10 protein-coding genes and 1 tRNA gene are annotated in these 13,601 nt (G+C 66.3%); 7 read left to right on the forward strand and 4 right to left on the reverse strand.

Features of this window, described 5'->3' with window-relative positions; genetic code table 11:
• Positions 1-543: class II aldolase/adducin family protein (locus ABIA65_RS16645; protein WP_354524237.1), on the forward strand; the 543-nt coding region annotated here is incomplete at its 5' end.
• A 33-nt stretch (positions 544-576) separates the two neighbouring features.
• A complete protein-coding gene (locus ABIA65_RS16650) occupies positions 577-1,845 on the forward strand; it encodes an amidohydrolase family protein (RefSeq protein ID WP_241401397.1) in 1,269 nt (422 codons plus the stop codon).
• A 12-nt stretch (positions 1,846-1,857) separates the two neighbouring features.
• Here the strand turns inward: ABIA65_RS16650 and ABIA65_RS16655 are convergent, their stop codons facing one another.
• Positions 1,858-3,339, reverse strand: coding sequence for a hypothetical protein (locus ABIA65_RS16655; protein ID WP_241401396.1), 1,482 nt, complete (start codon positions 3,337-3,339; stop codon positions 1,858-1,860).
• A gap of 330 nt (positions 3,340-3,669) precedes the next feature.
• Here ABIA65_RS16655 and ABIA65_RS16660 point away from each other — a divergent pair, with 330 nt between their 5' ends.
• Positions 3,670-4,527, forward strand: a complete 858-nt coding sequence (locus tag ABIA65_RS16660; protein ID WP_241405881.1) for a glycoside hydrolase family 16 protein — start codon at positions 3,670-3,672, stop codon at positions 4,525-4,527.
• 196 nt (positions 4,528-4,723) lie between these two features.
• On the forward strand, positions 4,724-7,282 hold the full coding sequence (locus ABIA65_RS16665; protein ID WP_354524238.1) for an Ig-like domain-containing protein: 2,559 nt from the start codon (positions 4,724-4,726) through the stop codon (positions 7,280-7,282).
• Here ABIA65_RS16665 and ABIA65_RS16670 read toward each other — a convergent pair.
• From ABIA65_RS16670 to ABIA65_RS16680, 3 genes are all read right to left on the reverse strand, one after another.
• Positions 7,279-8,379 (reverse strand): ferritin-like domain-containing protein, encoded by a 1,101-nt coding sequence (locus ABIA65_RS16670; protein ID WP_354524239.1) that lies wholly within the window; start codon positions 8,377-8,379, stop codon positions 7,279-7,281. The genes ABIA65_RS16665 and ABIA65_RS16670 overlap by 4 nt on opposite strands.
• Before the next feature lie 182 nt (positions 8,380-8,561).
• Positions 8,562-8,635: transfer RNA gene (locus ABIA65_RS16675), tRNA-Gly, on the reverse strand.
• 68 nt (positions 8,636-8,703) lie between these two features.
• Positions 8,704-9,474, reverse strand: coding sequence for a cutinase family protein (locus ABIA65_RS16680; RefSeq protein ID WP_354524240.1), 771 nt, complete (start codon positions 9,472-9,474; stop codon positions 8,704-8,706).
• A 239-nt stretch (positions 9,475-9,713) separates the two neighbouring features.
• Here ABIA65_RS16680 and dcd point away from each other — a divergent pair, with 239 nt between their 5' ends.
• From dcd to ABIA65_RS16695, 3 genes are all read left to right on the forward strand, one after another.
• Positions 9,714-10,283 (forward strand): dCTP deaminase, encoded by a 570-nt coding sequence (gene dcd / locus ABIA65_RS16685; RefSeq protein WP_241401392.1) that lies wholly within the window; start codon positions 9,714-9,716, stop codon positions 10,281-10,283.
• 82 nt (positions 10,284-10,365) lie between these two features.
• Complete coding sequence (locus ABIA65_RS16690; RefSeq protein ID WP_241401391.1) at positions 10,366-11,691, forward strand: ammonium transporter; 1,326 nt, start codon at positions 10,366-10,368, stop codon at positions 11,689-11,691.
• A 184-nt stretch (positions 11,692-11,875) separates the two neighbouring features.
• Positions 11,876-13,540, forward strand: coding sequence for a DUF7159 family protein (locus ABIA65_RS16695; protein WP_241401390.1), 1,665 nt, complete (start codon positions 11,876-11,878; stop codon positions 13,538-13,540).
• Positions 13,541-13,601 lie beyond the last annotated feature (61 nt).

The following is a 13,601-nucleotide window of genomic DNA, read 5'->3' on the forward strand; positions in this document are numbered from 1 at the left end:
GACATCTGCGTTGTCGACGAGGATGCCCACGTGGTCCGCGGCCGTTGGGACGTCACGCCCGCCATTCACCTCCACACCGAGCTGCATCGGCTGCGGCCAGACGCCCGCGTGGTGATCCACAACCACCCCTACTACGTCAGCCTGCTCGCGGCGCTGGGAATGCTGCCCGAGCTGGTCCATCAGACCGGCTCGCTGTTCCTCGACGACATGTACCTGCTCGACAAGTACGACGGCGAGATCGACGCACCCTGGCGCGCAGTCGAACTCGCCAGCCAGATCGGGTCGGCCAACCTGGCGATCCTGGCCAACCACGGCGCGATCATCACCGGACGCAACCTGGCCGAGGCGGTCTACCGGGCGGCGTCCATCGAGCGCGTGTGCCGGCTGGCCTACGACGTGATGCTGACCGGCCGGACGCCGTCGCCGATGAATCGAGGCGACATGGTGGGCATGCAGGCATCACTGATCGAACGCGCCGCCGACGTGTACTGGGCTGGCGCAGCGCGCATGACCATCAAGGCCGACCGCAGCGTCCTTGACTGACTGAACCGACGACGAGAGAAGGAGATTGAGCCCATGGCTTCCATCGACGAGATGTCGGCGAATCTGAGCTTCACCACCGCCAAGACCGGTGCCGATCGCACCGTCACATTCCTGCCCGAACCCGAACGGGCGCAGCGGCGCTACACCGTCATCTCCGTCGACGACCACATAGTCGAGCCTCCGGACACCTTCGAGGGACGCGTTCCGAAGAAGTTCGCCGATCGTGCCCCGCGGGTGGTCGACACCGATGACGGCGGCCAGACGTGGCTGTATGACGGTCAGGCGCTGCCCAACGTGGGTTTCAACGCGGTCGTCGGGAGGCCGGTGTCCGAGTACGGATTCGAGCCGACCCGGTTCGACGAGATGCGCCGCGGCGCGTGGGACATTCACGCGCGCGTGGCGGACATGGATCTCAACGGTGTGTATGCGTCGCTGAACTTCCCGTCGTTCCTGCCGGGATTCGCCGGCCAGCGGCTTCAGCAGGTGACCAAGGACCGCGACCTGGCGATGGCGTCGGTGCGGGCGTGGAACGACTGGCACATCGATGCCTGGGCCGGTGCCTATCCCGACCGGATCATTCCGTGTCAGCTGCCGTGGCTGCTCGACCCGGAGGTCGGCGCGAAGATGATCCGCGAGAACGCCGAGCGCGGGTACCACGCCGTGACATTCAGCGAGAACCCGGCGATGCTGGGTTTCCCCACGATTCACTCCGGCTACTGGGAGCCGCTGATGGCGGCGTGCGCGGAGACCGGCACGGTGGTGAACCTGCACATCGGCTCGTCGGGGACATCGCCGTCGACCACCGAGGATGCCCCGCCGGATGTGCAGGGGGTGTTGTTCTTCGCCTACGCCATCAGCGCGGCGGTGGACTGGCTGTACTCGGGAGTCTGCACCAGGTACCCCGACCTGAAGATCTGCCTATCCGAGGGTGGGATCGGTTGGGTGGCAGGGCTTCTCGACCGTCTTGACCACATGCTGAGCTACCACGAGATGTACGGTACGTGGCGTGATCTCGGCGAATCGCTGACGCCAGCGGAGGTGTTCACCCGCAACTTCTGGTTCTGCGCAGTGGAGGATCAGTCGTCGTTCGTCCAGTACGAGCGCATCGGCCAGGACAACATTCTGCTCGAAGCCGACTACCCGCACTGCGACTCGACCTGGCCTCACACCCAGCAGAAGATCCACGAGCAGATCAGCGGGCTCCCCGATGACATCATCCGAAAGGTGACGTGGGAGAACGCATCGCGGCTCTACCAGCATCCCGTTCCCGTCGCGGTCCAGGAGGATCCGAACGCGTACTGAGGGTGGCTGGCCCTACTTCAAGATGACAACCACGGCATAGCCGTCATGATCGCCGGTGGTGGTGGTCGCGGTGTTGTACGAGTTGTTCAACGGGACCATGCCGCCGTACGTAGCCTGGCCACTGGCGATGAGCCGCATCGCGAGTGCGTTGCGGGCCAGGTTGGACGAGACATACGCGTGTCTGGGGAGCAGGTCGTAGATGACGAACTGTTCGGTGCTGAAGGCACCGCTCCAGACGTAACCGGTGCTGGTCTCCACCGGGTCGGGCCCGAAGATGCGGCCGTGATTGTTGGGGAACAGGAAGAAGTTGTCGGAGAACCCCATGAGCGGGCCGTTGGGCTGTTGCCCGTAGGTGATGTCGTCGATCGTGCCCTGGAAACCGGTGCTGTGGATGGGTTGGGCGGGGTAACCGGCCCAGAACATGGCGGTGTTGAGCTTGTGGGCGGATTCGGCGGCGGATGTCGATGTCGGGTCGACGATTATGACGTTGACGGACTCCAGGACGGTCTTGCCGCGATATGGCAGTCCGCCGTAGTTCGAGATCTGCCCGTTGGACTGCAGCATCCACTTACCGATGTCGCCGTACACCGTCGGAGCCTCGTCGGCGGGCATGGGGATACCGGGGGAGATCGACGGAACGGTGTTCCGCGGGAGCATGTTGAAGCGTTCGAGTTCCCGGTGGATCAGCTGCAGCACGGACTGCACGAACGGCATTGGCGCCGTCGGCGGATCGCCCGTGCTGCTCGACTGTGGTGAGATCCCGAGGGCGGACAGAACGTTGGTAACCGCCATCGCGATCGGGTTGGCCAGGGCTGGCCGTGTCTGAGTCGGCGTCGGCTGCGTCGGCAGCGTCGGTGTGACCTGGACTGAGGCAATGGTATTCACCGCGGGCGCGGCCGCGAGTGCGGGCGCTGGGGGCTGGACAGTGGCGCGTACCGCGGCGACGTTGGTCACACGGCTCGTGACTGGGGCCGGGTTCTCGACATCGTCCGCGGGCGGGCCGCTCTGTGTCGGGTCGGCTTGATGACGCGGCACCGCGGTCGCGGTGTCGCTCGCGTGTGGCCGGATCCGGGCCCGAGGTGCGGCAGGCGCGTGAGCGTTCAGGGCCGTCGCGAGCTTCTGCGGGATGTTCGAGATCAACTCGGGTAGTGAGCCCGGGCGGCCGTTGCCCAATTGCATCTTCGGGACGTTCGTCGACCCCGGCGGGCGAGTCTTGACGTCGACTGACCCGGTACTGGTCGATCCGTCGTCAGACGGTGTCTCGGACGCGGTCTCAGCTGTCGAGGGGCCGGGTGAGGACTGGGCAGAATCGCCCGCAGCGTTGTCGGTGGGGCCCTCGGCGTAGGCAATCGCGGTACCGCCGGCAATGGCCGCTCCGATACCCAGGGCAAGCGCCAACGAACCGACGCGGCCCACAAACGATGCCGCACTCAGCGCCGTGGCGCCGGAAACCCGTTTCCGTGCTTCGACGTATGAGGCATTGTGCCGACCCACGGCCAATCCCCCTAGTCCCTCGCGGATAACCAGAGCTATCCGTGTCCTCCGTACTCGGCTGACAAAGTCTATACACACCAACGTCGCCTCCCGCAAACAAAAGGAGTCACCCGGCCACTTGCGACGTCATGGGGCATCGACCGCGCGGATGTATGGGAAGAGCACGACGGAGGACAGGGCGCGACCTGATCGGGCTGCCGCCCGGAAAGGCGTCACATCGGCACCTGGGCAAAGTGTGTTTCGACTCCGGGTGGCGCCAACTCGGAGCACGCGCCGCACCGAAATGCGCAATATCCCCCGCCCGCCCTTTATCGTGTGGCTGTGCCTGAGATGGATCGCCGCAAAGTGATGTTCATGATGGGTCTGGGGGCGGCAGCGGCAGCGTTGCCTGCCGGGGTGGCCAGCGCCGAGCCTGTTGCGCCGGTGCCCGGAGTGCCGACACCGCCGGTGGCGGACGTGGCCCCGGCGTTTCTGTTCCAGGACGAGTTCAACGGTCCGGCTGGGTCGCCGCCGGATCCCGCGTGGTGGCACCTCGTGCCCGCGCGCGAGACCATCAAGAATCCGAACGAGTGGGACAAGCCGTTCAACATGGGGCGGTACGTGACCGATCAGGAACACGCGTTCCAGGACGGCAATGGCAACCTGGTCATTCGCGCGACGCGGGGGCCGGGCACCACGATCCAGGAGAAGTACGCCAGCGCCAAGGTCGTCGGACTGTGGCGGGGCGGCATCGGCACCACGTGGGAAGCACGCGTCAAGCTCAACTGCCTGACCGACGGGGCCTGGCCGGCGTTCTGGCTCCTCAATGACGATCCCGTCCGAGGCGGCGAGGTTGACCTTGTGGAGTGGTACGGCAACCGCGACTGGCCATCGGGCACCACGGTGCACGCTCGGCTGGACGGCGAGTCATTCGCCACCGACCGGCATCCCATCGACAGCGCGTGGCACACCTGGCGGATGTCGTGGACGCCGCAGGGGATGTACTTCTGGAAGGACTACGCCCCCGGTATGGAACCGTTCTTCACGGTTCCGGCGAATTCGTTGCAGGACTGGCCATTCAATGATCCTGGCTACACGATGGTGCCGGTGTTCAACATCGCGGTAGGCGGCTCGGGTGGCCGCGAGCCCGCCGGGGGCAACTACCCGGCCGAGATGCTGATCGACTGGATCAGGGTCTTCCAGGGCTGATTGAGCCGTAGGCGGGAACCCACAGTCGATAGCTGCCGTGGGTATTTCCAATGTTCATCCGTGCTTCACGGTGAATGAAGTATTTCCTGACGCAAACGTCAAATGGCGGGTTAGCATTCGCCTGGGATTCGGCGGTGCAGGACTTTCCGTGTCAGTACGCATTCCATAAATGTCACTGCGTCGGGGAGTTCTGTCGATGGATCGCGTCAAGTACGTAGCCAAGGTGAGCGGGTTCGCGATCGCTGCGGGAGTCGGCGTCGCGATGGCCAGTGGCGCCGGCGTGGCAGCCGCTGACACCGGCGACTCCGATTCCGACGGTGGCGCATCATCGAGCGCCCCGAGTAACTCGGACTCCGGCTCGAACCCCAGCCCCGGCGACACCGACGCCAACATCTCGGCGGGACCCGCCGATCCCAAGAGCAACGACCACAGCCCGTCGAACAAGAGATCGCCGAAGCTGCCCCGAGTGTCGACCCAGGCCTCCGGTGCAAAGTCCGCGGCGTCGGCAAAGGCGGAGTCCACGGAATCCGAAAGCGCCGCCGGGCCCAGCCGGCGACCCGGATCGTCATCGGCCACCGACCGGTCGGAGGCCGACGCCCGTGACGACGCTGCGTCGGTCGCCGGGTCTGCCACTGAAAGCGCCCCAGCCCCCGCCGGCGTGGCCGACACAACTGTCGAACCCGCTGAGCCTGAAGCGGTTTCCGTCCCTCCCGTCGTGCCGAGTACGACCATCGTCGAGGTGATTGCGCCGCCGACTAAACCGAACTCTCCGACGAATCCGACCGGTATGGCGTCAGTCGTGGAGATGCTCGGCGCGGCCCGCCGCGACACTGATTCCACGGTGGAGGTGGTGCCAGCAGCGAAACCGTCACCCGCCGCGACCTCCCCGGCCGCCGAATTGCTTGCTGCCGCATCATCTGTCGCCGCATCACTCGCCGCCCCATCGACACCCGTCGTGACATCCGCGGCCGCATCGGTCCCCGTCGTGGTCGGGGTGACGGCAGCGCCATCAAGCACCGGCCAGCCCTACAAGGTGGGGGACACTGTCTACATCGACGTGGAGTTCGACCGAGAGGTCATCGTCGATGGCACCGTCTATCTGACCCTGGAGACCGGGATCACCGATCGCGTCGCCTCTGCCGTTTCAGTGGCGCCTAGCCGGACCATCCGGTTCTCGTACGTCGTGCAGGCGGGCGATAAAACCGTAGACCTCGATTACACGTCGACCGCAGCATTGGCCCTGTCCGGCAGCTCGATCCGCGACGCAACGACGAATGCCGATGCCGATCTGACCCTGCCAGCCCCCGGAACGTCGGGCTCGCTGGGCGCCAACTCGAATGTGGCAGTTAATGGTGTGTCGCCGACCGGGACGGTCAACGTGGCCGATAACGCACTGAAGGCCGGTGAGACGTCACTGGTGATCTTCACCTTCTCTGAAGCCGTGCATGGCTTCACCAACGCCGACGTCACGATTCCCAACGGGACGCTGTCAGCAGTGTCGAGTTCTGACGGCGGTATCACGTGGACGGCGATGTTCACCCCGGCGGCCAACACCACGGACTTCACGAACGTGATCGTCCTGGACAACTCCGGCGTCGCCAACTCGTTGGGCAACCCTGGTGTGGGTCCGTCGTATTCGAACAACTTCGGAATCGACACCCAGCGGCCCACGGCGACGATCGTGGTCAGCAATCCCTTTGTTCGCGCCGGTGAGAACTCGCTGGTGACCTTCACCTTCTCCGAGGCCGTGACCGGCTTCACCAACGCCGACCTGACCGTCTCCAACGGAACGCTGTCAGCGTTGTCGAGCAGCGATGGTGGCATCACGTGGACGGCAGTGTTCACCCCGGTGGCCGGGGTCGCGGACTTCACGAACCTGATCACCCTCAACAACACCGGCGTCAGCGACCTGGCGGGCAATGCTGGTGTGGGAGTGACGAGTTCGAACAACATCAGCATCGACACTCAACGTCCCACGGCGACGATCAGCGTGACGGACACGGTGTTGCGGGACGGTCAGTCCACGACGGTGACGTTCACGTTCTCCGAGCCGGTGACAGGGTTCAACAACTCCGACATCGCGGTCACGAACGGGACGCTGTCGACGGTGTCCAGCATCGACGGCGGTGTGACATGGACGGCGACCTTCACCTCGACCGCGAACGTCACCGATGCGACCAACGTGATCTCCGTGGCCATGACCGGGGTCACCGACGTGGCCGGCAATGCGGGCGTCGGCACCGTGGACTCGAACAACTACGCGGTCGAGGACACGAAGGCGCCCACGGCGACGATCACCATGGCGAACACGGCGCTGAAGAGGGGCCAGAGCACCACGGTGACGTTCACCTTCTCCGAGAGGGTGACCGGGTTCGACATCGACGACGTGACCGTGGCCAACGGGAGGCTGTCGGGATTGTCGACCGCTGACGGCGGCCTCACCTACACCGCGACGTTCACCCCGAAGTCCTACGTCAGCGACTCGACCAACACGATCACCCTGAACAGCACAGGGGCCGGGATAAGCGACGCCGTCGGGAACGCCTACATCGGCACGACGGTCTCCGCCAACTACTCGGTCAAGACAGTGCCGGGCGGGATCAAGGGATTCGTCTGGCATATCTACGACTTCGTGGTCAACCAGGTGATCCGCCCGATCGGCGGGTTCTTCCACATGCTGTTCTTCGGCCCGCCCCCGCATCTGAACCATCAGCTGCCGGTGACGCCGTGGTCCATCGATAGCCGAGCGGGTTAGCTCGCGCCTGCTGCGATCACCTGGTCCACCTCGAGGGCCCGGTCGGCCATCTCGGCGTGTGCCTTGTCCAGGTCCTCGGCCTGATCCTCATCGGCCTTCATCAGTGCCTCGATGTCGAATCCGCCCATCTCGAGGACGCCCATGTCCGAGAACGCCTTCTGCACCTTGTCGCCCCACAATCCGATGTCCTTGACGATCGGCACGATGCGGCTGAACAAGTGCGAGCGGAACTGGATCATCAGCGGCGACGTGTCGACCCACTCGGCACATTCTTTGACGTTGAGGCCGAGGGTGTCGAACACCTCCTCGCCGCGGAACCGGTCGCGCATCAGGTAGCACGCGTCCACGACGAACTCCTCACGCTCGTCGCGCTCGGCGTCGGTGAGCGCAGAGTAGTAGTCCTTCAACGAGATCCGGCCGAAGGCGACGTGCCGGGCCTCGTCCTGCATGACGTAGGCCAGTAGTTGCTTGGACAGCGACTCGGGCGGCGCCATGTCCCGCAGTACCCCGAAGGCGGCGAGTGCGAGGCCTTCGATGAGGACCTGCATGCCGAGGTAGGGCATGTCCCAGCGGGAGTCGCGCAGGGTGTCCTCCAGCAGCGCGGTCAGATGGGTGTTGATCGGGTAGACCAGCTCGACCTTCTCCTGCAGGAACCGTGAGAACGTCTCGACGTGCCGGGCTTCGTCCATGGTCTGGGTGGCCGCGTAGAACTTCGCGTCCAGGTCCGGGACGACCTCGACGATCTTGGCCGCGCACACCATCGCGCCCTGTTCGCCGTGCAGGAACTGCGAGAACTGCCAGGCCTGGAAGTGCTGGCGCATCTCGTCTCGACCCTTTTTGTCGGCTGCCTCCCACGCCGGGCTGCCGAACAGCGGGACGAATTCGTCGGGCAGTCCGATCGGGTTCGTCGGGTCGACGTCTTGCGACCAGTCGATGCGCGACTGGGCATCCCACTGTTTGTCCTTTCCCTTTTGGTACAGGGAAAGGAGCCGGGCACGCCCCTCGTCGTACTCCCACGTGAAGCGCGCGTCACCGGCGCTGGCGACCTCCCACGAGTACGGCTCGGGCACCGCGGTGTACTTGTCCTTGGTGGTCACGTGCTACCCCCTCAGGTGGGCATATGCCGACAAATCATGGTTGCAGCGTTCGGCAAGACCGTCAATGCTGACGGCCGGGTCAATTGATTGAGGGAGGATCGGTGCGACCCCAGGCCGCCGTGGGCCGCTTCGTCGCGAGGGACGGTCATGGCGCCGCACGACGGGTGACTTCAAGGTAATCGTGGAGCCGATGACGGGAATCGAACCCGCGTATTCAGCTTGGGAAGCTGATGTTCTGCCATTGAACTACATCGGCGCTACCAGTGGTGCTGGTGAGCAGAAAGGCTAGCACCCGGGTGGTGGGGCACGCGGCCATGGGCTGGATCAGGACGGATAGGCCAAGGCGGAGAGCGGTGGAAGCGGTGCGGGGCCGGGGAGCGGGCCGGTCAATGGACCAGGCGGTGGGCCGATGGGCTGCAGCTGCGTTGGGGCCGGTCCCGAAGCGCCCGGCGCCGCTTCGGCTGCCTCCGCTGCCGCATCGGTGGCCCACATCGCCTGCAGACGCTGCGCCGCGAACGCCGCGCCCTGGTCCACCAGGCCGGCGTCGGTGTATTCGTTGTGCGCGGAGAGACTCCTACCGCGGGGGTCGCACACCAGGTCGTTGTCAACGCAGAACTCGATCGCCTTGGCTTCGTATCTGGGTCCGACAACGATGTCAGGGTCGTTGATCGCACTCATGAAGCGGGTCGAGGGCTTGCCGAACAGCGTGACGGCAGCGACGTGGTCGGCCACCTCGGGCGGCATCGGCGCGGGGACGTCCGAGGCTGAAACTCCTTCGGGCACAACGCTTGCCGTGACGAATCCCATCACCGCTGCGCCCTGGGAGAACCCGCCGAGTACCAGTTTGCTTTTAGGACAGTTGGCGGCGGTGGCGAGGATGTGGGACCGCGCGTCAGCGATGCCCTGGACGGCGGTCGAAAAGGCCATGGTGGCGGGGTAGTCCACGGCGTACACCCCCACCGACTTTCCACCGACTCGAGTGCGCAGCGCGTCGACGAATGCCTCTCCGGTGGGACCGGGGCCCGGCAGTTCGGTGGTGCCACGGGCGAAGACGACCTCGGCATCGGGACACGGCGCTGCGCCCGACGTGGGCATGGCGATAAATTGCACCCCCGCCGTGGCTGCCACCGCGGAAGCCGCAATGGCCCCGATCCGTGCCAATCGCCCCATTGGCCGATGCTGTCACGCGATTTCACCGGGCGCCCGCCGAGCACGTGAATGCACAGAGATATGACAAGAACGAGCGGCATTCCTTAAGAACGGCTTTGATTCCGGTGCTCGGAATGGCTGAGCGCCGCCGTCGAGCCGGTAGTTCCAGCGGTTAGTCTCGTCGGGTGCTGCTCTCCGATCGTGACATCAGGGCCGAAATCGCCTCCGGGCGGTTGGGGATCGACCCCTTCCAGGACGGCCTGATCCAGCCCTCCAGCGTGGACGTCCGCCTCGACACCCTGTTTCGGGTCTTCAACAACACCCGCTACACCCACATCGACCCCGCAAAGCGCCAGGACGACCTCACCACGCTGGTCGAGCCCAAGGAGGGGGAGCCATTCGTGCTGCACCCCGGCGAGTTCGTACTGGGCTCGACGCTGGAGCGTTGCTCGCTGCCCGACGACCTCGCGGGCCGACTCGAGGGCAAGTCGTCGCTGGGCCGGTTGGGTCTGCTGACGCACTCGACGGCGGGCTTCATCGACCCGGGCTTCTCCGGCCACATCACTCTCGAGCTGTCCAATGTCGCCAACCTGCCAATCACGTTGTGGCCGGGCATGAAGATCGGCCAGCTGTGCCTGCTGCGGCTCACCAGCCCCGCCGAACACCCATACGGCAGCAGCGCGGCGGGATCGAAGTACCAGGGTCAGCGCGGCCCGACACCGTCGCGCTCCTATCAGAACTTCATCCAGGCCTGAGCCAACACTCGGCGCATCTGACGAAACATTTCGGAAACACGTTCGCCGTGTGGGTGAAACGCGCGGCCGACATTCTCGCCTGATGCAAGAACTCGATCCCGCCGCCACCGCCTGGCTTCTGACGGCCACGGCGCTGGTCCTGCTCATGACGCCCGGGCTGGCCATCTTCTACGGCGGCATGGTCCGCACCACCGGCGTGCTCAACATGATCATGATGAGCTTCATCTCGATCCCGCTGGTCACGGTGGCCTGGCTGCTCTTCGGCTACACCTTGGCTTTCACCGGTGACGGTGCAGGCGGTCTGATCGGCACGCTCGAGCACATGGGCCTGGCGGGCCTCGCCCCGGACACGCTGCACGGCTCGGTGCCGGAGCTGCTGTTCGTGACGTTCCAGCTCACGTTCGCCATCATCACCGCCGCACTCATCAGCGGCGCCATCGCCGATCGCGCCAAGTTCGCGGCGTGGGTGGCGTTCGTACCGATCTGGACCGTCGCGGTCTACGCCGTCGTCGCGCACTGGGTCTGGGCACCCGGCGGCTGGCTGTTCCGGCTGGGCGCACTCGACTACGCCGGCGGCTTGGTCGTCGAAATCGTCTCCGGTGCATCGGCATTGGCGCTTGCCCTGGTGCTGGGCCCGCGCATCGGCTTCAAGACCGACGCGATGCGACCGCACAACCTGCCGTTCGTGCTCCTCGGCGTCGGTCTGCTGTGGTTCGGCTGGTTCGGCTTCAACGCCGGCTCGGCCCTGGCCGCCAACGGCACCGCCGCCGCGATATTCCTCAACACTCTCGTCGCGGGCTGCCTCGGCATGCTCGGCTGGCTGTCGGTCGAGCAGATCCGCGACGGCAGACCCACCACGTTCGGCGCCGCCTCGGGTGTCGTGGCCGGCCTCGTCGCGATCACGCCGTCGTGCGGGACGGTCAGCACGCTCGGCGCGGTGATCGTCGGGCTCGCCGCCGGCGTCGTCTGCTCGTTCGCCATCGGTCTGAAGTTCCGGTTCGGCTACGACGACTCGCTCGACGTGGTGGGCGTGCACTTCGTCGGCGGCGTCGTCGGTGTACTGCTGATCGGCCTGCTGGCCACCGAGGTCATGACGGGCGGTCCGCAGGGCCTGTTCTACGGCGGTGGATTCACCCAGCTGGGCAAGCAGGCCCTGGGCGCCGTCGTGGTCGCCGCCTACGCGTTCGGCGTCTCGTATCTGATTGCCAAGGCGATCGATCGCGTCATCGGCTTCCGGGTCAGCGCCGACGACGAGACCACCGGCGTGGATTTCACCCAGCACGCCGAGACCGCCTATGCCGAGGGCGTGCACGGGCACCTCGCATCGCGTCGGCCGGGACCGTTCGGCGACTTCGGACCCCGCCCGTCGCGCCCCGAAACTGCCCCTGAATCGGCCGACGAGAACTGAGTTGACCCACCCGCTGACGACGCGGGTAGGGTCGAAACCGAGCCGTCGGCGCGGGTTCATCAGCTAATGGCATCAGGTGTAACGACTGCGCTGGTCGCGCCGATGAAACATCTAGTCGGCGGTTCGCGTTGAACTGACAGGGCTAGACGACACATACGCTGCAGCAAAGGTTTTGGAGGAGTCAGTGGACATCGTACTTGGTGTGTCGTTGACACCAAAGACGGTCCGGATGGTGCTGGTCGAAGGCGAAAAGGGTGACGGGGCAATCGTCGACCACGACACCTTCGAAGTATCCGGTGGAGATGGCTCGGCAACCTCAACTGCGACCGATCAGCTGGTCTCCGCAGTGCTCGGAACCCAGGAGAGCGCCACCGAGGGTGGGCACGTTCTCAAGGCGATCGGCGTCACGTGGAATGACCGCACGGAGGCCGCGGCGCTGCGTGACGGACTGGCCGCCCGCGGCGTCACCGACGTCATGTTGGTCTCCGAACTGCACGCCGCCGGTGCGCTGGCCCAGGCCGCCGGCCGCGCGGTCGGCTATGAGCGCACCGCGCTGCTCTTCATCGACCGCGACACCGCCACGCTGTCGGTGGTGCGCAGCGACGACGGTTCGATCGTCAAGGTCCTGAGCCGCAGTCTGCACAGCACCGACGCGCTGGCCGTGCTGACCGACATGGTCTCGGCCGTCGAGGCCCAGGACGCGCCGCCACAGGGCATGTTCGTTGTCGGCGCGGGCGTGGACATCGCCTCGGTCAAGGCCCATCTGGCCGATCTCGTCTCGCTTCCCGTCAACGCCCCCGAGGAGTCCGGGCTGGCGCTCGCGCGTGGGGCCGCCCTCGCCGCGGCCAACGCCCCGATATTCGACGCCACTACCGCGGGCCTGGCGTACTCACTCGATCCCGACGGGACGACGGCAGGCAAACCCGTCGCCCTGGCCAACGCCGCCACCCAGATGGCGCCGGTCGATGGAGCCGCCGCGGCAGCGATGGCCTACTCGGCATACGACGACGACTTCGACGGTGACCCCGACGTCGACGCGTACGAACCCGTCGACTCGCCGCGCGCCGAGGAGGGACGCAAGCCGTTCCTGCTCGTCGGCAGCGCGTTGACGTCGATCTTCGTGTTCGGTGTCGTCGCGCTGGTGATCACGCTGGCCGTCAACATTCGCCCCACCGTCGACCAGCGGCCCGACCCCGGCCAGGCCGCGATCATTCCGAGCGCGCTGCCGCCCGCCGCGCCTCCGGTCAAGGAGGCGGCACCGGCACCACTGCCGGCGCCGCCGCCCGCCCAGACCATCCAGGCGCCCGTGCCGGTGGTGCAGGAGGCGCCGGCCGCTCCGCCGCGCACCGTCTACGTCGAACAGCCGCAGGCACCCGCCCCGGTTCCCGCCGCTCCGCCGCCACCCGCGGCCCCACCGCCGCCCCCGCCGGCGGCACCCGTCATCCCGGCGCCCGTCATCATTCCGGCGCCGATCTGGCAGCCGCCGGTCTGGCAGCCGCCGAGGTGGCGTCCGCCATGGGAGCAGCCGCAGCGTCCGCCGTATGACGATGACGACGACTGGCCGCAGCGCCCGCCGTGGCAGCCCCCGTGGCAGCCGCCGAAGCAGACGCACGAGCCCGAGACGCCGCCGTGGCAACCGCCTTGGCAGCCGCCGCAGACCCAACAACCGCAGGAGCCGCAGTGGCCCGGTTCGGGTTCAGGTTCGGGTGGATGGCCCGGCTCGGGTTCGGGTTCGGGTGGTCACTCCGGTTCGGGATCGCGTGACTCGGGTGGATCCCGGGGCTCCGGTGGTTCGGGCGGCTCGGGTGGTTCGGGTGGCGGGAACTGCTTCCTGATCTTCTGCGGGTAGTGCGCTGGTCGCGGTGAGCGACCACGATTAGTCACCCACCGTTGGTCTGCTGCTCGGTGTC

The sequence above is a fragment of the Mycolicibacterium sp. 624 genome (assembly GCF_040548615.1).
Taxonomy (GTDB): Bacteria; Actinomycetota; Actinomycetes; order Mycobacteriales; family Mycobacteriaceae; genus Mycobacterium.